The organism is Dyadobacter jejuensis, from assembly GCF_003149085.1.
Lineage (GTDB): Bacteria > Bacteroidota > Bacteroidia > Cytophagales > Spirosomataceae > Dyadobacter > Dyadobacter jejuensis.
In genome coordinates, this window is record NZ_QGDT01000004.1 from 391,837 (window position 1) to 415,280 (window position 23,444).

The 23,444-nt window shown below is 45.1% G+C and carries 21 protein-coding genes; 15 read left to right on the forward strand and 6 right to left on the reverse strand.

The window, feature by feature from the left end; all coding sequences use genetic code 11:
• The first annotated feature begins 701 nt into the window (after nt 1-701).
• The 6 genes from rpoN to CLV98_RS10845 all read left to right on the forward strand — a co-directional run bounded on the left by rpoN (nt 702) and on the right by CLV98_RS10845 (nt 8,514).
• Nucleotides 702-2,138, forward strand: coding sequence for an RNA polymerase factor sigma-54 (rpoN, locus tag CLV98_RS10820; RefSeq protein WP_109674325.1), 1,437 nt, complete (start codon nt 702-704; stop codon nt 2,136-2,138).
• 27 nt (nt 2,139-2,165) lie between these two features.
• Nucleotides 2,166-3,641, forward strand: a complete 1,476-nt coding sequence (locus tag CLV98_RS10825) for a sigma-54-dependent transcriptional regulator (protein ID WP_109674326.1) — start codon at nt 2,166-2,168, stop codon at nt 3,639-3,641.
• A 52-nt stretch (nt 3,642-3,693) separates the two neighbouring features.
• Nucleotides 3,694-5,169, forward strand: a complete 1,476-nt coding sequence (locus tag CLV98_RS10830) for a sensor histidine kinase (protein WP_109674327.1) — start codon at nt 3,694-3,696, stop codon at nt 5,167-5,169.
• A gap of 101 nt (nt 5,170-5,270) precedes the next feature.
• Nucleotides 5,271-6,695: a hybrid sensor histidine kinase/response regulator gene (locus tag CLV98_RS10835; protein WP_109674328.1), complete on the forward strand. Its 1,425-nt coding sequence runs from the start codon at nt 5,271-5,273 to the stop codon at nt 6,693-6,695.
• A 135-nt stretch (nt 6,696-6,830) separates the two neighbouring features.
• Nucleotides 6,831-7,754 carry a mechanosensitive ion channel family protein gene (locus CLV98_RS10840; RefSeq protein WP_109674329.1) on the forward strand — a complete coding sequence of 308 codons (924 nt, stop codon included), beginning with the start codon at nt 6,831-6,833 and terminating at the stop codon, nt 7,752-7,754.
• Between the two features lie 166 nt (nt 7,755-7,920).
• Entirely contained in the window at nt 7,921-8,514 is a 594-nt protein-coding gene (locus CLV98_RS10845) for a 2OG-Fe(II) oxygenase (protein WP_109674447.1), read from the forward strand.
• A 24-nt stretch (nt 8,515-8,538) separates the two neighbouring features.
• Here the strand turns inward: CLV98_RS10845 and CLV98_RS10850 are convergent, their stop codons facing one another.
• Both CLV98_RS10850 and CLV98_RS10855 read right to left on the reverse strand, forming a co-directional pair.
• Nucleotides 8,539-9,171: a DUF1684 domain-containing protein gene (locus tag CLV98_RS10850; protein ID WP_229203312.1), complete on the reverse strand. Its 633-nt coding sequence runs from the start codon at nt 9,169-9,171 to the stop codon at nt 8,539-8,541.
• A 110-nt stretch (nt 9,172-9,281) separates the two neighbouring features.
• Complete coding sequence (locus CLV98_RS10855) at nt 9,282-9,839, reverse strand: hypothetical protein (protein ID WP_109674330.1); 558 nt, start codon at nt 9,837-9,839, stop codon at nt 9,282-9,284.
• Between the two features lie 258 nt (nt 9,840-10,097).
• Between CLV98_RS10855 and CLV98_RS10860 the strand changes: the two genes are divergently transcribed.
• The gene (locus CLV98_RS10860) at nt 10,098-10,520 is read left to right on the forward strand and encodes an OsmC family protein (RefSeq protein WP_109674331.1); all 423 of its coding nucleotides are present in this window, start codon (nt 10,098-10,100) and stop codon (nt 10,518-10,520) included.
• Nucleotides 10,521-10,583: 63 nt separating this feature from the next.
• Here CLV98_RS10860 and hemW read toward each other — a convergent pair whose 3' ends face one another.
• The gene (hemW, locus tag CLV98_RS10865) at nt 10,584-11,708 is read right to left on the reverse strand and encodes a radical SAM family heme chaperone HemW (RefSeq protein ID WP_109674449.1); all 1,125 of its coding nucleotides are present in this window, start codon (nt 11,706-11,708) and stop codon (nt 10,584-10,586) included.
• Between the two features lie 11 nt (nt 11,709-11,719).
• Complete coding sequence (locus CLV98_RS10870) at nt 11,720-13,780, reverse strand: TonB-dependent receptor (RefSeq protein ID WP_109674332.1); 2,061 nt, start codon at nt 13,778-13,780, stop codon at nt 11,720-11,722.
• A gap of 261 nt (nt 13,781-14,041) precedes the next feature.
• Here CLV98_RS10870 and CLV98_RS10875 point away from each other — a divergent pair, with 261 nt between their 5' ends.
• Nucleotides 14,042-14,467: a hypothetical protein gene (locus CLV98_RS10875; RefSeq protein ID WP_109674333.1), complete on the forward strand. Its 426-nt coding sequence runs from the start codon at nt 14,042-14,044 to the stop codon at nt 14,465-14,467.
• Nucleotides 14,468-14,524: 57 nt separating this feature from the next.
• Here the strand turns inward: CLV98_RS10875 and ctlX are convergent, their stop codons facing one another.
• Entirely contained in the window at nt 14,525-15,481 is a 957-nt protein-coding gene (gene ctlX, locus CLV98_RS10880) for a citrulline utilization hydrolase CtlX (RefSeq protein ID WP_109674334.1), read from the reverse strand.
• Between the two features lie 128 nt (nt 15,482-15,609).
• Nucleotides 15,610-17,061 (reverse strand): arginine deiminase family protein, encoded by a 1,452-nt coding sequence (locus CLV98_RS10885; RefSeq protein ID WP_109674335.1) that lies wholly within the window; start codon nt 17,059-17,061, stop codon nt 15,610-15,612.
• Between the two features lie 369 nt (nt 17,062-17,430).
• Between CLV98_RS10885 and sufC the strand changes: the two genes are divergently transcribed.
• From sufC to CLV98_RS10920, 7 genes are all read left to right on the forward strand, one after another.
• Entirely contained in the window at nt 17,431-18,189 is a 759-nt protein-coding gene (gene sufC, locus CLV98_RS10890; protein WP_109674336.1) for a Fe-S cluster assembly ATPase SufC, read from the forward strand.
• A 73-nt stretch (nt 18,190-18,262) separates the two neighbouring features.
• Nucleotides 18,263-19,579, forward strand: a complete 1,317-nt coding sequence (gene sufD, locus CLV98_RS10895; RefSeq protein WP_109674450.1) for a Fe-S cluster assembly protein SufD — start codon at nt 18,263-18,265, stop codon at nt 19,577-19,579.
• Between the two features lie 97 nt (nt 19,580-19,676).
• A complete protein-coding gene (locus tag CLV98_RS10900) occupies nt 19,677-20,903 on the forward strand; it encodes a cysteine desulfurase (RefSeq protein ID WP_109674337.1) in 1,227 nt (408 codons plus the stop codon).
• 64 nt (nt 20,904-20,967) lie between these two features.
• Entirely contained in the window at nt 20,968-21,387 is a 420-nt protein-coding gene (locus CLV98_RS10905) for a SufE family protein (protein ID WP_109674338.1), read from the forward strand.
• A gap of 31 nt (nt 21,388-21,418) precedes the next feature.
• The gene (locus tag CLV98_RS10910) at nt 21,419-21,730 is read left to right on the forward strand and encodes an SUF system Fe-S cluster assembly protein (RefSeq protein ID WP_109674339.1); all 312 of its coding nucleotides are present in this window, start codon (nt 21,419-21,421) and stop codon (nt 21,728-21,730) included.
• 84 nt (nt 21,731-21,814) lie between these two features.
• Nucleotides 21,815-22,243, forward strand: coding sequence for a BrxA/BrxB family bacilliredoxin (locus CLV98_RS10915; protein WP_109674340.1), 429 nt, complete (start codon nt 21,815-21,817; stop codon nt 22,241-22,243).
• Between the two features lie 89 nt (nt 22,244-22,332).
• Entirely contained in the window at nt 22,333-23,442 is a 1,110-nt protein-coding gene (locus tag CLV98_RS10920; protein ID WP_109674341.1) for a vWA domain-containing protein, read from the forward strand.
• The last annotated feature ends 2 nt before the right edge of the window (nt 23,443-23,444 follow it).

Genomic DNA, 23,444 nt, shown 5'->3' on the forward strand with positions numbered 1-23,444 from the left:
ACTAAACTGTTAATAAATGAAGGTGTCCTGCGGCTTTGTCGCCAACAAATATATGCATTTTTAATGCTTTTCGGGATTTCTGTTGTAACTCATCTTTGTACTTGTACCGATTCGCAAGGTACCCTTATGTGGCATCAAGCCGTTAAATCGATTCGATTTCGAAGAAGTGGAGTGAGTAGGACAGGGCCTGACAGGTTGACCTTCGGAAGCGGGTGCCGGACGGGTGGCAAGTATTTTGTTATATACGCTAATAATATCGAAAAGCCACGTTAGGTCATAGAGTTCCTTCTAAGCGCTTGTACTGGGCAATCGATATTAGTACATTATTTTGTAAAAATGGCAGAGCATTGGTGGTTGTCGATTTTATATAGTTCCATCCCAGTACACTGCCTGTCTGTTAGACAGATATATGGGGTTAAGGCCCAGCACGACCGATCATGATCCTGTCTTAAATGATATAACTAGGAAAGAATGGTTGGGTAAAATGGAGCATTTTAGAGAAGGCAACAAACTGCGCACGCTGTAGATAATTTTTCCCACTTTAGGATATTTATATGGGGCATGATTAAGTTGATAAAGCAAAGTGTTGTAAATTTAGAGAAGATAAAGCCCAGTAATAGGCGAGGACGACAGCCTTGCGGATCAGGTAAGCCAAATGGGCAGCATTAAAATAGATTAATACAAAATTTTATAATTGTTTTATGCAAAGACAGACACAGACGCAAAAACAAACGCTAAAGTACTCCCCGCTTCAAATTCAAATGTTGAATTTGCTACACCTCACTACCATGGAGCTGGAGCAGAGAATTAAGGAAGAAATAGAAGAAAACCCAATTCTGGAAGAGGGTAAGGAAGAGAATACCAAAGAAGAGCCCACCGACGACTTCGAGATAGAAGCCACCGGTGGCGAAGAAGTTTCCGTGCAGGATTATTACGATTGGGATGAGTTCCGGGACGATGATATACCAGACTATAAAACGTATGCCAACAACCAATCGGCAGATAATGAGCTCTATACCAGGCCTATGGTGGAGTATATTTCTTTCAGAGATGACCTGAAGCAGCAGGTCCATTTCCTTAAACTCGACGATCGTCAACAGCTCATTGCCGACTTTTTACTAGACTCCCTCGATGAGGATGGCTTCTTGCGACGAGGCTGCGATGTGATCGCCGACGATATATCATTCGCCAATAGTATGTTTATCGATACCGAAGAAGTGGAGTCGATGCTGAAGGTGATTCAGCAGCTCGACCCTGCCGGAATAGCCGCTAGCGACTTACGCGAATGCCTCCTGCTTCAGCTATCGAGAATTGAGAATCATGATGAGGCTTGGAAGTATGCCTATCAAATTCTAAAAGACACTTTTGATGAACTTGGGTCTAGGAATTATGATAAAATAATGAGAGTGCATTCCATCGATGAAGATACCCTCAAACAAGCCCTGCACGTCATTACGACCCTCAATCCCAAACCGGCCTCTGGACTAAGGAACGATTCTTTGGTGAATGAGAGTATCAAGCCCGATTTTATGCTTTGGTATGGCGATAATGACGAGATAGAGGTACAACTTACCTGGGGCAACAGTCCAGCGTTAAGACTGAATAAGGTCTTTACTGAAATGCCTGCTGAGCAACGTGACAAAGCCACCAACCAGTTTATTAAGAATAAAATGAACTCGGCCAAATGGTTTATTGATGCCATAAAGCAGCGAGAAAATACGATGCTAAGTACCTTGAAGGCCATAGTCAAGCTACAGTTCGAGTATTTCCAGACAGGTGACGTTAAGAAATTAAGACCTATGATTCTTAAAGATGTGGCCGAAATCATAAATATGGACATATCGACTGTGTCCCGAGTGACCACTAATAAGTATGTTCAGACGCCATTTGGCATCGTTTTACTCAAGGATTTGTTTACCGAAGGGGTTACTAATGAAGACGGAACGGAAGTTTCGAATAGAGAGATTCAGGAGGCGATTCGCGAGATAGTGGAAACAGAAGATAAACGTCATCCCTATAACGACCAGCAGATAACAGACATGCTAGCAGAAAAGAGCTATTCCGTGGCCCGTAGAACCGTGGCCAAATATAGGGAACAGCTCAATATACCAACGGCCCGTTTGAGGGTTACCATTTAACCATACCATATACTTTACTTAACATTTATGAAAAAAATAGTTGTAGTAGATGACGAACCAGATATTTGTTTCTTATTGAAGCGGTTTCTGTCCAAAAATAATTTTTTGGTCGAAACGGCACATAACGGTAAGGATGGCTTGGCCTTAATTGAAAAAGTATCACCGGACCTGGTCATGACCGATTTTCGACTTGGCGACATTACGGGTACCGAGCTATTGACAAGCATCAAAAGTAAGAACCCTCGAATGCCGGTTTTGGTCATTACTGGCTACTCCGATATCAAAATCGCAGTCAATGTAATGAAACTAGGGGCCTACGATTATATCACTAAACCCTTGTTTCCCGATGAGATACTCGTGACCGTCAACAAAGCCTTAGAAGATGTAGGCCAAAGCCACCAGCAAGAGTTTACAGATGAGCCGTCGGAACCTTCTCCTACCAATAAGCCGTCGGGTAGGACTACCCGTAAAATGTCGGCCCGGACTAAGCCTGGCTATATCATGGGTGAGAGTGCCGTTTCCGATAACCTTTTCAAACAGGTCGATCTGGTGGCGCCCACCAACTTTAGCGTTATTATTTATGGGGAAAGTGGCTCGGGTAAAGAAGCCATTGCTCACGAAATCCATAACCGATCGAAACGAAAAGATATGCCTTTCGTGGCTATGGACTGTGGGGCTATTTCTAAGGACCTGGCAGGCAGTGAGCTCTTTGGTCATGAAAAAGGGGCCTTTACAGGGGCACTTCAAACCAAAGTAGGGCATTTCGAGTTGGCCAATGGCGGAACGCTATTTTTGGATGAGGTATCCAATCTATCTTACGACATTCAGGTTGCCTTGCTACGCGTGGTGCAAGAAAGAAAAATGAGGAGAATAGGAGGGTCAAAAGAGATAGATCTCGATGTTCGTATTATCGTGGCCAGTAACGAACGCCTGCTCGATGCCGCCCGAAATGGTAAGTTTAGGGAAGACCTATACTATCGGTTCAACGAATTCACGATTGAGGTTCCAGCCCTACGAAATCGCAAGGACGATTTGATCCTATTTGCGGAGGGTTTCCTAAAGGCTACTAACAAGGAGCTCGATAAAAATATCCAAGGGTTCTCCAAGGAGGTCATTCAGGACTTTATGAACTATACCTGGCCAGGTAACCTTCGCGAATTACGAAACGTTATCAAGAGAGCTACGTTGTTGTCGGACGGGGAGTTGATAGAAGAAAAAAGCCTTCCCTTCGAAATTGTAAACTTTAAGAAAATACAGGTTTTAGAGGACGATGTGGTATCCATATCCTCCAGCACTGCTACCACCGAAACACTACCACAAGATGACTATGGAGTGGATGCAGCGGACTCCAAGCCAAGCCTAAAAACGGTGGCTAGTGAGGCCGAATATGATATGATTATGCAAGTGTTACGAGACGTAAATTTCAATAAAAGTAAGGCAGCCCGTTTACTCAATATTGATAGAAAGACCTTGTACAATAAAATGAAACAGTTCGATATCTGATCAAGATTGGATAGGACAGTCCATTATTTTTAATGCATAAATTAGGAACGATTTGAACGATACTTTTGACCCCATATTATTGCTTGAGACGATCGACGTGGCCAATCAAGGGTTGGTGGTGTTTCAAAAGTCGGCCGATGCCTTGGCATGGGAATGTGTGTATGCCAACAAAGCCGCAGAGCGGATTTGGGGGATAGAATCCTTAAAAGGCTTGTCGGCTAAGCTACTATGCCCACCATCCTACTTAGAACGGGAATGGACCACGGACGAACTCTTTACCTTTGACTTCCCGTCATCAGGACTCAGAGGAGGGCTCTCCAAGCCCGAGTTAATAGGAGGCAGACTCGTGGTGTGGATTAAAAAAATCGAGGTAACCCCGCAGTCAAAGCTGGCGGATAGTGCCTGGAAAGGAGTATGGTCTTTGGCAGAGGAAACCATGCAGTTTGGAGGCTGGTTGTGGGATTTTGAAACGGATCAGATGGTCTGGAGCGATGGCCTTTATCAATTGCTAGGTTATCAATCCGACTTTTTACCGGCAGATCGTTCGTTTTTTATGAGTCATATCCATCCCGACGATAGAGACATAGTAGAGCGCCTATTAGTAGCGCTACCCAGTTATGATGCCGACTATATGTTAGAGTTTAGGGTGTTGGGGGTGGATGGGCAGGAGCGGTACCTCTATCTGAAAGGGTATACCAATACCGATGAGCATACCGGAAACCGGGTGTCCACGGCGACCATTTTCAATGTTTCAACTTTAAGGGAGATCCAGGGTGAACTCGAGCGGAAGGTGGCCGATCTTAACCATTCCAATGCGGACTTGGAGCAGTTTGCTTATGTGGCCTCTCACGATTTGCAGGAGCCCCTCAGGAAAATCGTGTCCTTTGGAGAACGGCTCAGTGCTTCATCGCAAGAGGAAAGTGACAGAGAAAAGATTTTCTATCTGGACAGAATATTGAACGCCACCAGGCGAATGCAACAAATGATCAATAATTTGTTGGAATTCTCGCGCGTATCTAGTGCTGCCGATGCCTATCAAAGTACCGACCTGAACGAAATCGTTAAGCACACCCTGAACGATTTGGAACTTTTGATCCAAGAGAAAAATGCCAAGGTTGAGATAGAACCCTTACCGACTATTGAGGCAATTCCCACACAGATGTCCCAACTATTTATTAATCTGATTAATAATGGTTTAAAGTTTTCTAAGACCGAGGTACCTGTCCACATTAAGATAGCTTGCTCCAAGCTGCCTGAATTGGGTAGTAGTGAGGGGAAATTATTGAAGGGAATCACTTACTACAAAATTGTGGTGGAAGATAATGGTATAGGCTTTGACAATAATCATGCAGAAAAAATATTTACGATTTTTAAACGGCTAAGAGGCCGTTCTGAATTTGAAGGATCCGGAATAGGGCTATCGGTTTGTAAGAAAGTGGTGGAGAGACATCATGGGACGATTTCGGCCCAGGGGGTGCCCAACCAAGGAGCGACCTTCGAGGTGATATTACCAAACCGACAAGCCTAAGTCTATTCACCCAAGTGGTGGATCAGGTGCGTGCTGGTTCCTACATATTCTATAGTGCACCGAAGTGGATTAATTCATTGTTTTAAGTACCCCATTACAGCATGGCCCCAATCATAAATATACTCTTGGTCGACGACGACGAAGATGATTACTATCTGACGAGCGAATATCTGAAGGCCCTAAAACATTGGGAATTTAATATTACCTGGTGTGAAACCTACCAGCAAGCCGAGAAACATCTGGACGAAACGGCTTATGATATCTATCTATTCGACTATCTATTGGGCGAATATACGGGTATCGATCTGATCAACCATGCCCAATTAATTGGTTGCGAGCAACCCATCATTTTGCTCACCGGGCGGGGTGATACCCAGGTGGCCGTGGAAGCACTGCGGCTCGGTGCTGCCGATTTTTTGGTAAAAAGCGAACTGGATGCTGAAAAATTAGAGAGATGTATCCGCTATGCCTTAGAACGTACTGCGGTACTCTCAGCACTTCGACTCAGCGAACGACGCTACCGTAGGATTTTTGAAGAATCCAATGATTTCCTCTTCTTAACGGATCTGCAAGGGAATATTACGGACTGTAATCCGGCAGCGTCCACCCTAACGGGCATGAAGGGGGATATACTACGTACCAAAAATATTCGAGATCTGATTGCCGATGAGCAATTTGAGGACATCTGGACGCAAATCCCTCATGGATTTGTAGAAGATAGGGAAGTAGTACTGCATGCAGACAGCGAGACCGAAAAAAAAATCTGCCTGTTTTCTGCCTCTTTGGAGGCAAATGGTAGTCAACCTTATATACAAGGCCGGCTACATGACCTTACCGCCCGTAAGCAGATGGAAAGGGAGAAGCTGTTTGTCGAAAAAATGGCGCTAACGGGTCGACTGGTGCGAATGCTTGCCCATGAGGTGCGTAATCCGCTCACCAATGTAAACCTATCGGCCGAGCAGCTCGAAATGGAATTGGAAGACGAAGACCAGAAATTTTATACTCAGATCATCAAGCGCAATTGTACGCGTATCAATGACCTGATCAGCCAGTTGTTGCAGCCTAGCAACATGATGGATATCAATTTGGAGCCTCATTCGGTACATCAAATATTGGAAGAAGCCCTCTCTGCCGCTCACGACCGCATGACACTCAAGCGAATCTCCATTGAAAACAACTTCCATAAGCGTGATATAATCCTTCCCGTCGATAAGATCTCGTTACAAATGGCTTTCCTTAATTTGATTACCAATGCAGTAGAAGCCATGGAAGAAGGAAAAGGATTACTCAAAATTCAGACTAGCTATCAAAATGGGAGCATTCAAGTGTTATTCACTGATAATGGCTCGGGGATCGATGAAGAGAATTTAGACAAAATATTCGAGCCATATTTTACCAAGAAAAAAAATGGAATGGGAATAGGCTTGGCTACCACCATGAATATCGTTCATGCGCATCGGGGACGGTTAGATGTCCGCTCCAAGCTAGGAGTTGGTACTACTTTTGTAATTAGTTTCGATGCCTAATGAGATAAATTTAAGATAATTTGTTTATATTATTTGCTTTGAATGCCAGATGTGCAAATGCCTTCTTGGGGCCCATAGGTCACTTTGATGCTTCCAAGCTTTGGTAGCTGAATACCTTTTATACTTACACTTATTATGAACAAACTATTCCTTTCTATCTTAGATTTACAATCGGCTATTGATTTAGTTGAAAAAAAGATTAACACTTGGTTCAATGGATTAGTCAAAATGATGCCTAATCTGTTCTTGTCAGCTATAATTTTGGTTTTAGGTTTTTTAGTCGCTAAATGGCTAAAAAAAATGACCGAATCTCTATTTCGAAGGATATCCCCGAATCGCTCCTTAGCAGGCCTTTTTTCGTCTATGGTGCAGGTTTTCTTTATAGGCGTTACCCTCTTTACGGTCCTAAGTGTACTTAACCTGGACAAGGCCGTAACCTCCGTATTGGCAGGGGCTGGTATTGTAGGTTTGGCACTGGCTTTCGCCTTTCAAGATGTAGCAGCCAACTTTATTTCAGGTGTTTTTATTTCCTTCCGGCGTCCCCTCGTCATCGGTGATATCGTTAAAATAGGGGGGTACATGGGTAGGGTTGAAGATGTGAACTTGAGGGACACCATCGTCAAAACATTTCAAGGGCAAATGGTAATAATACCCAACAAAGAAGTTTTACAAAACCCTATTGAGAACTATTCCCTGCTGGGTAAGCGGCGAATGGACATTCGTATAGGGGTTTCCTATGGGGAAGATCTGCGTCGTGTTAAAGAAATAACCCTGGAGGCCGTAAAAGATATTGAGGGGTTGATGACGCCTACTGATAATACTTTTTTCTATGAAGAGTTTGGAGATAGTTCCATTAATTTTGCCCTTCGACTTTGGGTGCGTTCTCCCGAGCAAATGGTCTATTTGCACGTAGGGTCGGAGGCCATCATACGCATTAAGGAAGCCTATGATCTACACGGTATTATGATTCCTTTCCCTATCCGTACGCTGGATTTTGGTATTAAAGGAGGAACCAAGCTTTCGGAAATGCCTATAGGATTCTCGAAACTAGCCGACTAGTAGATTTATGGTGGGTTCCCAACGCGCAATTTTATATTTGGAACATCGGTGACGATGGCTGAAAACCAGGTTGAAAATAAAGCGGATTCCGGATGAAATTTCAATTGAAATAAAGCATAACTTGCGTCATATTTGGCAGGTCGCCAGATGGTTATTCGTTGATTTATTGCAGTCGAAATTTGAACGTTTAGTCGACAGTTTTCTGGAAGAAAGAGTCGGCATCGTGGAATCCTTTCTTGACCCTGACTTGGCGTTGAGAATGAAGAACAACCTACTGAATTTGCAGGAGGAAAACCGCCTCCGGGATGCCGGGGTAGGTAATAATGCCAAGTTAGTTGAAGATAAAAAGCGCCGGAGAGACAAGATATATTGGCTCGACAGGAGCCATCAAAATCAAGATGAGAATGCTTTTCTGGATTTGGTGGACACCTACATCGAGTTTCTCAACAGGACCTGCTATACCGGTATCGTTGGATACGAATTCCATTATGCGCTGTATCAGCCAGGGGCATTTTATAAAAGACACCTCGATCAGTTTAAGGATAATAATACCAGGGCATTTTCGATGATAACCTACCTCAACGAGAGTTGGCAACCGGGCGACGGTGGCGAACTTTGTGTGTATCATCCTCATACTGAGCAACTCATAACCCCTACCAATGGGAAGTGCGTTTTTTTTAGAAGTTGCGAGCTAGAGCATGAAGTGTTACTAAGTCATCAACCGCGCATGAGTATCACAGGCTGGCTTAAAACCCACTAAGCCCGTGACCCACCCGCCGCTGAACTAGCGGTGGGCTTTGCCATAATTTTGTTCGCCAGCCAATATAGCTACCGACATATGGTTTTCCTTTGGCGGAATGGGGCAGCTATAGCCCGACTGATACGCGCAATAGGGATTATATGCCTTGTTGAAATCGAGCACAAAACGGTTATCCTTAATATCCTCCTTTTCTAGGTCTAGGTACCTACCACCTCCATAAGACAGGCCTCCATTAGTTGCATCTTTGAACGGCAGAAATAAGTATCCGCCTAGTTTCGGCTTACGTATTAAGGCTAAGCTTTGGTAGACGGTGAGGTTATAGGTTTGTCCTTGAAGCTCAAATTCTAGCCTTCCATAAGGAATGTAATCCTTTGTGGTACCGGCCGTTGTGGGTATGGACAAAGGGGTGGCTAGTTCGCTAGGGTAAAAAGTCGCCTCTACCCGGAAGGTACTGTCGGGTTCGAAGAAATGTATTTTTTTTAAATCTCTTTTCCTGAGCGGGGAGTTTGAGTCGGTAAGAAAGGCTTTCAGATAGGCCTGCCGGTGGGTCTCAATCTGCTTCTGGAAGTCTTGTCCCATCGCAGCGGCAGAAACAAAAAGTGCAATGATGAGGATCAATCCCGGGATTTTCTTATAGGAAAGGAGTTTAGCGGTCATTCTTATGGGGTTTGGGCCAGTTGTAATTTACTCTTCAAAGCAAAAAACTACGGGTTCAGAGTCGAATCAGCAGTTTTTTGCTATGAAATCAGCGATAGGCTACTTCAGAATTAGAGCGCCGTTACCGTAGGGATTTTACTTTCATCCAATTGAAGCCTTTCTTTTACGGCCTCATAGTCGGAGTAGTCCAAAGCTTCTGAAGTTCGCAAAGCGAAGTCGGCAGGTATGGCTACTACCCTGAAGGTCTGGTTTTGGGTCCATACACTAGATAGGGTATTAAGATTGAAGTTGGCCGAGAGGAAAATAGAAAAGTCGACCTTGGTACGATCGAAATTATACACCAAGGTGCCGTTGTCTACGAATTCGGTTTGAGGCAACAGTCTCCAAGTAGGAAGCATCTGGCCATCGACTTCAACGTCATCCCAGCGGATATAGATCAACAAGGCATCTGATTCTAGAACGTTGATCTGGGCGTCGGCATAGCGAATGCCATAGGTATAGTTTTCATTGGCATTAAAGTTCACTCCTGTTAAATCAAATGCCTGGCCTAAATAAGCGTCGCCGGGTTCTCCCTGAGGTCCTTGCGGACCAATTGGTCCCTGAGTTCCCGAGCAGGCTTGAAAGATTGCGGCAATTATAACGAGCAATGGGATAAGTTTTTTGTTCATGACTGTAGTGAATAATGGTGAGAAAATCCTTTCAATAACGCAGGTTGGACGGTCTTGCGTCTCATTTGTTTAATTTGCTTAACGTCCGTTAACAAAAAATGATACCAATGTCTTTATTCCATCCTGTTTCGACAAATTTATACATTGGGGTTTAGGATTGGGCATAGAAATTGTAAAAAATTAACCTTGGGTATATCTCCCAAGCTTTTATCTTTGTTTAGAGAGATCAATCAAACCATAATTCAAACGATTAGACCTATGATCAACCGGAAAGCGACTGCCATTTGGAACGGAACAGGAAAGGAAGGTACTGGCGTACTGAGCACCCAGAGTACCGTTCTAGACAAGACACAATATTCATTCAACACCCGATTTGCCGATGGAAAGGGTACCAACCCTGAGGAATTGATCGCAGCGGCTCACGCTGGCTGCTTTGCTATGAAGCTGAGCTTTGAGCTGAATGGAGCGGGTTTTACTGCCGATGAACTCGATGCTACCGCAACAGTGACGTTAGATCCATCCTTGGGCCAAATCACCAAAAGCCATATCGACCTTAAAGCGAAGGTGCCGGGGATTTCGCAGGAACAATTCTCAGAAATAGCTGAAAAGGCCAAAAAAGAATGTCCTATTTCAGCCGTCCTAAATGCCGAAATATCCCTGTCGGCCGAGCTACTAGCCTAATAAGCTTCAGACGGTAGGCATTTGAGGAGGGGTCGATACATGGGGTGTCGGCCCCTTACTTGTTTAATCTATAAATAATTCAGAGGCGATTCTGTCGGCAAATAATTTGCCCTTTTGCGTTATTACTATCCCCAATTCCTTTTCTTCCACCAGGTTCTCCTTTAAAAGCTGGGCGAGTTTACCTTCTCTTTCTTGCATAAATTGTCCTTGAGATAGCTGCATAAGCCGGTCGTAACGCACTCCCCACATGGTTCTTAAGCCTGTAAGCAGGTATTCGTTTGTTTTGTCGGCCGAGGACAGGATTTCGGTGGTTGCTGGTATCTCTCCGTTTTGTATGGCGTGTAGGAATTTGGTATTATGGGCTACATTGAAGCTACGGGACAGGCCATTGAAAGAATGGGCACTGGGCCCTACGCCCAAATATGGCTCCGCTTTCCAGTAGGCCGTATTATGCTTACTATAATGCCCTTTGGTAGCGAAGTTCGAAATTTCGTATTGTTGGTAATGCTGCTGGTCAAGCTCGTGAACCAATATCTCGAACTGCTCTGCGGCATAGCTTTCATCGATCGGACTCATTTTTTTATTCTTTAACCAATTGCCAAAAGTAGTTTTCGGCTCAATCGTCAGGCAATAGGCCGAAATATGAGGAATACCCAGTCCAATAACCTGCTGTAGGTCCTGGTACAGCACCTCGTGGCTAGGGTGTGGGATGGCATATATTAAGTCTACAGAAATATTGGTAAGGCCCAGTTGCTGGGCCAATCGAACGCTACTGAGGGCCTCAGATGAATTGTGTGCCCTATTGAGGGACTTCAGGTGGGGGTCGAAGAAGGACTGAATACCTATGCTAAGGCGATTGATGCCGGTGGTGGCTAGCTCCGATAATTTGGTTGGAGTAAGGTCGTCGGGATTGGCCTCCAGGGTGATTTCAGGATTTTCTCTTAGGTTAAAGTTTTCCTTTATCGCATCCAGGATTTCTGTTATTTCGCTGGCACTGAGCAGGGAAGGGGTGCCCCCGCCAAAGTAAATGGTTTCAATTGGCGTAGCCGGTAGATAGTGCTTCTGTAGCCTTAATTCCTTGATGATGGCTTTAACCATATCATGCTTCGACTGCTGATTGGTGCTGAAATGAAAGTCACAATAGTAGCAGGCCTGTCTGCAAAAAGGAATATGGATGTAGATATGCATGGAATATCGGGTTATTTTTTGGACCATCGCCAGCCCAATTTAAGGCCAGTCCAGAAATTGTTTTTTGGTGCACTGTTATAATAGCGACTTCCAAAGGCATTATAATCGTAACCTAAGCTGTATATATCAGCGTATACCTTTTCAACAGAGGCGGACCATTCGGTGCTCAAATGCCTTCCCCACTCTTTCTTCCAAGTTAGTTTGGCGATCCACTGGTCATATGGGGTGCTCTCTACCGTATTGGCGTCGTTGAGGTATACTTTCCCTCCATGTTGATGCGTTGCAAACACAGCGAAACCAAATGGGAGGCTAGCATTTAATCCGGAGGTCAAGGTCAGTGCCGGTACGCCTGGAAGCCTGTTTCCATGGTATGAGCTTTCACCAAGGGAATAATCCCTAAAGGTGTAATGGGTGCCATTTCCGCTCGTCCAGAGTTGTAGATGGACGGATTTGCCCTCAAAAAGCGAGTAGCTGACGCGCCACTCTATCCCATTCTGCCTCGTGTTGCCGGCATTAACAAAAAATTCGGAACCAGTGGAATCGCTGCGGCTGACAATAGTTTCCTTTAGGGCAAAATGATAGGCATTCACCTCCGCCGATAATTTTTTCCCTTCTCTTCTTAGGCTGAGCTCGAAGTTCGATCCTTTTTCGGCGTTGAGGTCGGCACGGAAGCCACCGGCCGAAGGGCGGATTTCCTGCAGGGTGGGCGCGGAGAAGCCTTCGCTATAGGATAAGGTGGCCGACCACTGCCGATCGATTACCTTATTGAGTGCCACCCTAGGGGCAAATATGCCCTTTATTGTTTTTTGCTCGTTGGCGTAAGGGAGGGGATGGAATTTTTCGTACAAATACTGATTGTAATTATAGCTTAGTCCGGTATTCAGGGTGAGGCCGTGGCCCAGCACGGTTTCTAACTGAGTGAATACCGATAAATTCTTGCTACCAATATCTTCGGCAGTTTGTATTTGAGTAGGAGTTCCTGCTTCATTATCAAAATTCTTTTGAGCCGATTTTCCATACTGCCATTCAAAGCCACTGGTCCAGGCCAATTCTACGTTGCCTATGGCCCGACGGTATTGCCACAAGTTTCTTCCTCCGATACCTACCTCGTTTCGTTTTTCATAGTTGGTGATAAAAGGATTGGTGAAGTCGGTGGTGCTCAGATACAACGCCGAACTTTGTGTCCATTGTTTGCCCAAGCTGAGCCGATAATTAAATCCCAAAAGTGCTACTTTGCTATAAATGCCTGCCTTTTGGCTCTCTGAGCCAGGGATGGTGGCCGTTGCTTGCCTAGCGAGTGTTGGGTCGGTTTGGTATTGGGTAAGGTTAATTCCGCCCGGTGTTTGGTAATGGAGGTCGGAGTACATGCCCAAAATCGATAGGCGGCCCTTTTGGCCTACATCAAAGCTGCTATTAATGCGGAGGGCATCGCGGGTCATAGCACTTTGGCTGCGGTATCCCTCTTGTTGGGTATGGCCATATTGAATCGTAGTAGCTCCCAACTGGATTTCCGTACTGTTGTTGAGGTATCCATATCTCCCGAATTGTAGGCTTTGACTAAGGTGGTTATCAGTCCCGCTGGGCTCGCTCTGAAGCAGCACTACCCCGCCAGTTCCGGCCCCATATAAGCTGCTGCCTGGCCCTTTTATTATTTCCATATGGTTAATGGCCCCGTAGTCTAGGGAATTGATGGCGGTGTTACCACTGGCATCGGTAAAGGGAATTCCGTTCCAATAAAATTTGACGTTACGAACACCAAAGGGGGAGCGAATCAAGCTACCTCGAATAGAAAATCGATAGCTTCCGGGGGAGCGCTCCTCCATGCGTACGCCAGGTACAGTGTTTACTGCAGCCACCCAGGTATTGGCAGGTAGTCGTAAAAACGTTTTTGAAGTTAAGATACCCACGGTAGCGGTGGTTTGCAGGGGGCTCGAACTGCTGGCAAAGGCCTGAACCTTTACCTCTTCGAGGTGATGGGTGGTAGCTAGGGTGTCGGTTTGAGCGAAGGACCTATTGCTTAAAAGTACAAAAAGCAGTAATGGGGTTATTTGAGTTAAAAAGGAGTGAGCCATGAGTAGAGTAGAAGTATTATCCGGTAAAATTGCCTATAAATCCGGATAGTATCAACTTTTGTTCCCTATCGACGGCCCTCACAGGCTGCTTTGACCCTTTCTTTCCCATTATGTGTGCGACGCTCCCACAGTATTCGGGGTCGGGATGCCACATTTTCCCCAGATATAGGGGGCAAAAGCGGGTTGGCCGTATTTTTTTACCTTTTTTATCAAATCTACGAATCTAAGATAGATTCATACGTTTGACTAAACACCGAAAAAATGAAAAAGTTAACCTTATTTGTTTCGACTATATTATTTGCTGGTATGTTAACCATGACCAGTTGTTCACAAGAAACCAAAAACTCGGCTCAAGAGACTATGGAAGATGCCGGTGACGATATGCAGGATGCTCATGACGAATTTACTGCCGAAATGAAAGCAGACAAGGAATCACTAAAGTCCGATTTGAAAGATGCTATGGACGATGTAGATGCCAAGCTGGAAGAGGTAGATAAAAAAATAGACAAGGCCACAGCCAAAGAAAAGGCCAAATGGGAAGAACGGAAAGCCGAACTGAACGAAGAAAAGGCCGAGCTTAAAGACTCCTGGGATAACTTAGAAGAAAAAACTGCCGATAAATGGGAAGCTTTTAAGGCAGATACGAAGGCAAAAGTAGAGAAAGTAAAGTCAGATTTGGAGGATTAATTAGGATTAAGGGTTAGAAACACAAAAAAGCGGATCACTTGATCCGCTTTTTTGTGTTTAAGAACGTGGCAAATGATTCTCCGTCAACATACAGCGCGCCGAGCCACCCCCATAGCGTTCTATAATGCTCAGATCGGTATGTAGTATCCGGGCATAGTCGTTCAAAATGCTACGCTGCCGATCGGTGAGTATATCGTATGCGGCCGTGGACATGACCAAGAATTTCTCTTGGCGGCGGTTGCGTACCATCAGCATATTCCCAGCAAAATGCTTGATCTGCTCCAAGGAGAGTTCAATCAGGTATTTGTTGGTTTGTTCTAGCGTTTGGCGTACCCGCTGCCGTTCGTCGGGGTTGTGGATGGCTTCCAGACAGATTACCGCAAAGATATCGCCTATGCACATCATTACGTTGGTATGGTAAATGGGCCTTCCTAGGTCGTCGGTAGCATGGAAATAAACTACCTCATAGTCTAGCTTTTCGGCAAATGCCTGTAGAACCTCTAAGTGTGTTCGCTGAGAGAGACAGGCGTAGGCGATTTTGTAGCGCCTATCGAGGACCATGCTCCCGGTCCCTTCCAGAAATTTGCCGTCTTTTTCAAAATGAGTGAGGTCTATGACCTCCTCTATATGGTAGTCGCTTCGCAACTGCTCAACGATGTCCAACCTTCGCTCCGATCTTCTATTTTCTGCCAACATGGGATAGAGCACCACACGGCCACTTTGGTGGTAGCTTATCCAGTTATTAGAGAAGACGGCATCTGGATTCCTATCGCCTTCCAGTTCGTCGATAACCTTCACCTCTACGCCCGCCATCTGTAGCTGAGATACCATCAGGTCAAATTCTGCTTGCGCCAAAGTGCTAATCTCTTCTTGAGTCCGTTGCCCTGCCTGCTGGTGTTGGAATACGTTGCTATCGGCCGTTTGCTGGTTGAAGCCAAACTGGGTCGGCCGAATCATTAAAATTCGGGAGGTAGATTGTGGTTGAATCTGTGCTGTAGACGATATATGGCGCATATAAATGGATGTTTAGTCAGAGAAAAGGTATTGGTAAATTGAGCTTGCCGGAACGGCTACTAGCGGCAGTGGGCTGAGGGGCAGTACGTATTGCAATTTACTAGCTTAATTTTGCCTTTGCAAATAATTTAGTCCCTCAGCAGGGGCATACTCATACAATGCGAGCCACCACGAGCACGCGACAATTCGGCCGACGGTAGGGTTATAAAAGTATTGGTGAGTGTGTCTGGTGTAAGGCTTCCATTTTCGAAAGCTTCGAGCAGTGTTTTCGCTGCAATAATGCGAAAGCCCTTGTCCCTAAAGGCCTCCAAAGTCTTGTCGTTTCGGTCATAGCCGATCACCACCCCATCCTTGATGGCCAGCAAATTACAGGAGTCGGTCCATTGCTCTCGTTCTCCAAAGGGGAATTCTCTGTTTCCTGAATAAATAAAGGTTACCTCTTCGTCGCAACCCAGGTCGTTTCGGCTGATGTCGGTGAGCAGGTCTTCAAGATTGTCTATCTCTATTGGTTTATTCTCCAGGCCCTTAAAGAATTGCAATATTTTGAATTCTTGATCCTCTTTTTTTTGTGCGAAGAAATGCAATACATCCTTCTTTTTGGCTTCATCCCCCGTTCGCGCCAGGCTGCTCAGTAATACCCAAATGTTCTTTTTGACCTGGGTGAAAATAGTGTCGATATGCATAAAGTCCCTTTTCTTAGGGATTTTTATGATCGTGATGGTGTCCACAACATTTTTTTCAAAAAGAATTTTCATTACCTGTTGGGCGGCAAATATGGAAGTTCTCTCGCTACAGCCTATCAACAGATGTTTGGGTGCTACCATCATGATGTCGCCACCCTCCAGGGTACAACGCTGAAAATCGCTGGCTTTTTCGTCGTCGGGCAAAAGGAAATGGCGCTCATTTTCGGGGATCTCGATAATCTTATCCCTATATTTTTCAAACATCGGGTGCTGGAAGAATACCGTCTGGGCGAGAATAGACTCCCGGGTACGGGCCGATTTTGCCGGTTTATTCAGAAGTATATGGTCGTTGATCACGATCCCGATATCGCGCATAAAAATAAGATTGGGCAATGGAGCGAATAGCATTTTTTTATCGGATAGGGATCCAGAAATAAAAATGGTGGCTAACTCTATGGGGTCGTATTCATGCAATTTTTGTTGGGTGAGATAGGTGCACTTTTCTATGCCACAGATTGCGGCGGTAAGATTGCTGCGGGTAGTAGGGTCGGTAAGAATGTCGGCCAAAAGTTTTTGAAAGTCAATAACTTTGTCAGAATTAAAGTAATCCTTAGACCCCGGGATATAGAAAGAACGGGACTCGTCGGAGTCGATATCCTTAAGCTTTCCCTTCACTTTCTCTGGATCCAAAAAGTAGAGGAGCACTTTAACATAGTAGTCGTATTCTTCCCTCCTCATGGTGTCCAGGTGTACAATGTCCTCGAAGAGCCAGTCCTGAGCCTTGGAAGGGACCACCTTGCCCAGGCCTCTATCGGGGCTATGGATTAGAAGTTTGCGTAGGGTACCCGTTTCGGAGGTAATGCCTATATTTTCTTTTAGGGTTTTAGCAGTTTTCATGAGCGACGAACTTTATACTTCAGGATGCTAAGGTATTTGAATTTATTAATTCCAGGAAAAAAAGCTCCGCTATCGGTGCTGAAATTTAATAGGCTAACAGCGAAGTGTTTTTTATGCACCACTCCAGTAGGGATATAGGAAAGCAGGTCGCGACCGGCTCAATTGATTCCGACTGGCCTGCTGGTTAATGCTCTACTACCATCTTCCCTCGGTAATATCTAGCGAATGGGGAACGCAGCGGAGGTATTTACCGTTTAACTTTTGACTGAAAGGTAGTAGTAGTTAATTTCTCTGATTTTAATTTACGACCAAAGGTTGCTACTTTTGCGGTAAATTACCAAGAACTATATATCAAGTACAACATAAGTTATGCTCTCAATTAATGAATTGCGCGCCTCTATAGAAGGTAAAGAAATATTGAAAGGAATCAATCTGGAAGTGAAACCCGGTGAAGTTCATGCCATCATGGGGCCTAATGGTTCGGGAAAAAGTACCCTAGCCTCTGTATTAGCAGGCCGGGAAGAGTACGAGGTAACAGCCGGTTCTGTAGCCTTCAACGGCGTCGATTTGTTGGAATTGGCCGCTGAAGAACGGGCAGCAGAAGGGATATTCCTCGCTTTTCAATACCCTGTAGAGATCCCGGGTGTAACGACGATCAACTTTTTGAAAACGGCTGTAAACGAAATTCGTAAATATAAAGGGGAAAATCCTTTAGATGCTGCGCAATTTCTGAAAATGGTTCGTGAAAAAGCCAAATTGGTACGCATGAATGACTCCCTTCTCAAAAGAGCACTCAACGAAGGCTTTTCGGGTGGAGAGAAAAAACGAAATGAAATTTTCCAGATGGCAGTATTAGAACCTCAGCTGGCCATTCTTGATGAAACCGACTCTGGTTTGGATATCGATGCCCTTCGAATCGTGGCGGAAGGAGTAAACTCCCTACGTTCGCCGGAGCGCTCGGCCATTGTAGTTACCCATTATCAGCGTCTGCTGGATTATATCGTCCCTGACTACGTTCATGTATTGTACAAAGGAAGGATCGTAAAGTCGGGTACCAAAGAATTGGCCATGGAGCTGGAAGAAAAGGGTTACGATTGGATCAAGGAAGAAGTGGAGGCTTTAGGATAACATGGTTTCCAGTAGGGATGCCATATCCCTCGAATGTCTGCCTGTTTTCAACCAATACAATTTTAGAATTCCAATGAGTACTGATACTATAGATTTAAAAACGAGACTGGTCGCCGATTTTCATGCCCGTGAGGCCACGATCAATGGCGAGGCTTCTACGGCCTTTCACCAGAAAAAACGTGCAGCCATAGCAGTTTTCGATCAATTGGGCTTTCCCACTCGTAAAAATGAGGAATGGAAATACTCCAATGTGAAGGATTTGGTCAGTGCAAGCTACCATTTCAATGCGCCAAGCACACTGACGGCCGAAGACTTGGCCTCCTTGAACATCCCCGATCAGAATGCTAATATTCTGTATTTTGTGAATGGGCATTACGATGCCGACCTTTCGCAGATTATTTCTACTTCCGACAAGATCGTCATTTCATCCCTTCAGCAAGCCTATCAAAAGGACCCTGAAATGGTGAATAGCTATTTTAGCGCTGTAGAAGGGGATTCCGATGCCTTTACTGCTTTAAATACGGCTTTTGCGGCCGATGGCGTGTTTATCCATGTTCCTAAAGGACAAGTGGTAGAACATCCCGTAATTTTGCGTTTTATCTCCGATGCACGTCAGGAGCACGTAGGTTCACAGCCACGCAATATCATTGCCGTAGGCGAAAACGCCCAGGTAAAGTTTGCTGAGGCTTTTAGAACCGTTGGGGAGCAGCGTTCTTTTACGAACGTAGTGACCGAAATTCATATGGGCCAACATGCTCACGTGGAGTACTATAAAGTGCAAAATGAGAGCGATCAGGCCTATCATGTCGGTACCACCGAGGTGATTATGCTCGACAACTCCCATTTCTATGCCGCTACGGTGACCCTTAATGGCAAATTCGTAAGGAACAACCTTCATATTCGTATCAATGGCGAGCATTGCGATGCCCATATGTATGGCCTTTACTTCCCCGATGGCACCCAGCATGTCGATAACCATACTGTTGCCGATCACCTTAAGCCCAATTCTGAAAGTAATGAGTTGTATAAGGGGATCCTTAGGGATAAGTCTAAAGGCGTATTTAATGGAAAAATATTTGTAAGGCCCGATGCCCAAAAAACCAATGCTTTCCAGTCCTGTAAGAATATCGTGCTTTCGCCAGAGGCTACGATGAACACCAAGCCTCAATTGGAAATATGGGCCGATGATGTAAAATGTACCCATGGTACTACCACCGGACAGATCGACGAGGAAGCCTTATTCTATATGCGATCACGGGGTATATCGCGCCAGGAGGCCATGTCGTTGTTGATGTTTGCCTTTTGTGCCGACGTCGTGTCGCAAATCAAAATAGATTCGATCCGGGAGTACTTGGAAGGAGTTATTTCGGACAAGTTGACCAACAAATAAAACCTGGAGGTATTATTTCTGTTTTCCCCGGGTGGATAAAAATAATTGAACCCAACCTGATTCTTTGGGTTGGGTTTCTTACTAAAATACCATAAGGATGCTTAAGACGCTCGATATAACTGCCGTAAGAAACGATTTTCCTATACTGAACGAAGTCGTTAACGGCAAGCCGTTGGTCTATCTCGACAATGCGGCTACGACTCAGAAACCAAAGCAGGTATTGGATGCCTTGGCGGGGTATTATGGGCATTATAATGCCAATATTCATAGAGGCATTCACCACCTTGCCGAAAAGGCTACCGCGGCTTTTGAAGATAGCCGAAAGGCCATGCAGCAATTTGTAAATGCCAGTTCGTCCGACGAGATCATATTCACCTATGGGACTACCGATAGTATCAATTTGGTGGCTCAAACCTTCGGTCGTTCCTTCCTTGGTAAAGGCGATGAAATCATCATTAGTACCCTTGAACACCATTCCAATATTGTACCCTGGCAGATGCTCTGCGAAGAGAAGGGCTGTATACTAAAGGTGATCCCTGTCAATGAAGAAGGGGAGTTGGATATGGCGGCCTATCAGCAAATGCTCAGTGAAAATACCAAGCTGGTGTCGGTCGTGCATGTTTCTAATGCTTTGGGGACTATCAATCCTATTAAACAGATTATTGACCAGGCCCATACGGTGGGTGCGAAGGTGCTAATCGATGGGGCCCAGGCCTGTTCGCATTTGGAGATAGACGTGCAAGCCCTGGACTGCGACTTTTATGCCTTCTCCATGCATAAGATCTATGGGCCTACAGGCATAGGAGCCTTGTATGGAAAAAGAAGCCTGCTAGAAGCCATGCCTCCTTATAGAGGGGGAGGGGAGATGATAAAGGAGGTAACTTTCGAGAAAACCACTTATAACGAATTGCCTTATAAGTTTGAAGCGGGTACCCCTAATATCGCCGACGCCGTGGCATCCAAATTTGCCCTCGATTATGTGAATCAGTTAGGAAAAGAGCATATTGCGGCTTACGAAAATGAGTTGCTAGCCTATGCCACACAAGCCATGGCCGATATTCCTGGGCTACGTATTGTGGGCCAAGCCAAGCAAAAGGTAAGTGTATTATCTTTTGTAATGGACGGTATCCATCATCAGGATATTGGCGTTTTGCTCGACCAGCAAGGTATAGCTATCCGTACGGGCCACCATTGTACGCAGCCATTGATGCAACGATTTGGATTATCTGGAACCTCCAGGGCCTCCTTTGCTGTTTATAATACAATTGAGGAAATAGACGCCCTAATCAGTGGCCTGCATAAGGTGAAACGAATGCTGGGGTAAGCTTTAGCCGACTTTGGGCCATTTGACCGTTACGGGTCTTCCTCAAATTTAGAATTTATAAAATATGACCATAAAAGAAGTACAAGACGAGTTAATTTCAGATTTTGAGCTTTTTGATGATTGGGAAAGCAAATATGAATATATTATCGACATGGGAAAGCAGTTGCCTACCATGGACGTCCAATACAAGACTGAAGAGAATATCATAAAGGGTTGTCAATCTTTGGTTTGGCTTCATGCCTATATGAAAGATGGCCGTTTGCAGTTTGTAGCCGACAGCGATGCCATTATTGTTCGTGGACTGGTGAGTATGTTGGTAAAGGTATTGTCGGATCAGAGTCCGGAGGATATCGCCAAGGCAGATCTGTATTTCTTAAAAGAGATAGGCTTGCATCAGCACCTAGCCCAGACCCGGTCCAACGGCTTGGCGTCCATGGTGAAACAAATGCGGGCATATGCCTACGCTTTCCAGGCTGTGGAGTAGTCTTAGAGTGCACTAATTAATTAAAAATATAATGACAGAAGCTGAACTACGTGAAGAGATCGTTAAAGCCATTAAAATGGTGTATGATCCAGAGATCCCTGTAGATGTGTACGAATTGGGGTTGATTTATGATTTGAAAATCTTTCCCGTCAATAACGTCTATGTGTCGATGACTCTGACGTCCCCTTCATGTCCCTCTGCGGGTACGCTTCCTGGAGAAGTAGAAGAAAAGATTAGGGAGGTGCCTGGCGTCAACGATGTAAGTCTAGAGCTCACCTTCGACCCGCCGTATTCGACAGAAATGATGTCGGAAGAGGCCAAGTTGGAGCTTGGCTTTATGTGATAATAGTATCTCCAAACTACAAGAACGTCCGTTGCCTAGGCACGGATCAAAAAAATAATTCTTTAACTATAAATAAGCAAAAATATGTATCCCCCCCAACTAGTAGCCCCTATGAAGGCCGAATTGGTAGATGCCGGTTTTCAAGATCTATCGACAGAAGCAGCGGTGGACAATTTCATGCAGAATATGAAAGGTACTGCCTTGGTTGTGATCAACTCGGTATGTGGCTGTGCGGCTGGTGCTGCACGTCCAGGTGTAAGAGCTTCATTGGAACGCAGTGAAGTGAAGCCCGACCAATTGGCTACCGTTTTTGCTGGTGCCGATTTGGAAGCTACCGCCAAAATGAGAGAATATTGCTTGCCATACCCACCATCGTCTCCAGCAGTCGCCTTGTTTAAGGATGGGGAGTTGATCCATTTTGTAGAGCGTCATCATATAGAAGGTCGCTCGGCCGAAATGATTGCCCAACACCTTCAAATGGCTTTTGAAGAATATTGTGCTACAGAAGCCTAAGCGCTTTTATTTTTTGGTAATACGGCTACTTTCTTATATTTGAGGGTAGCCGTATGCATTTCCAATCCTTCGCATTACCATCTTATCTTATGAAAGGTCATATATTTTCCAATTTTGTGCCCAGTCCGGCAGGAGGTAACTCCAAATTCGATCAGTTGTATCAAATTTTCCAGCAATTACTGTTGCTAACTTCTGGGGAGGTGAGCGAAGCGATGGCCTGGCTCAGCGAACTCGACCGGCAGCATCACCTAACGGATGATCGGTATGGGATAGGCGATTTTTTCGAAGACCTCAAGAGTAAAGGGTATATCCGTGAGCAACAGGGTAGCGATGGAGGGATGCTGGTAATGACCCCAAAGGCCGAAAAGGGTATCCGGAAAAGCGCTCTAGAAGAAATATTTGGAAAGCTAAAACGCTCCAAAAATGGTGGAAGGCACCAGACTCCCTTTACAGGGGTGGGCGATGAGCTTAGTAGTGAGATACGCTCCTTCCAGTTTGGCGATACCCTCGATCAAATTGCCATGACGGAGTCTATCAAAAATGCACAAGTCAATCATGGGATAGGCGACTTTATGCTCCTAGAAAACGATCTGGAGGTGATAGAGAAAGACCAGAAATCGACGACTTCCACCGTCGTGATGATAGATATCAGTCACTCGATGATACTGTATGGGGAGGATCGGATCACCCCGGCCAAAAAAGTTGCCTTGGCATTAGCCGAGTTAATACGTACGAAGTACCCGAAAGACTCGCTAGATATCATCGTCTTTGGAAATGATGCCTGGCAGATTCAACTCAAGGACCTTCCTTATTTGTCGGTGGGGCCCTATCATACCAACACCGTGGCGGGTCTGGAACTGGCCATGGATTTGCTACGTAGAAAGAAAACGCGTAACAAGCAGATTTTTATGATCACCGATGGAAAACCCACCTGCCTCAAAGAAGGGATCAAATATTATAAGAATAGCTTCGGGCTCGACCGTAAGATTATCAATAAAACCCTCACGCTAGCGGCCCAGGCCAGAAAGCTAGATATTCCTGTCACTACTTTTATGATCGCCTCCGACCCTTATCTGAAGCAGTTCGTTCAGGATTTTACTAAGGTGAATAACGGGCGGGCTTATTATAGTAACCTCGACGGTCTGGGGGGATTTGTGTTGGAGGATTTTCAAAGAAACAGACGGAAGAATATTAAATAATA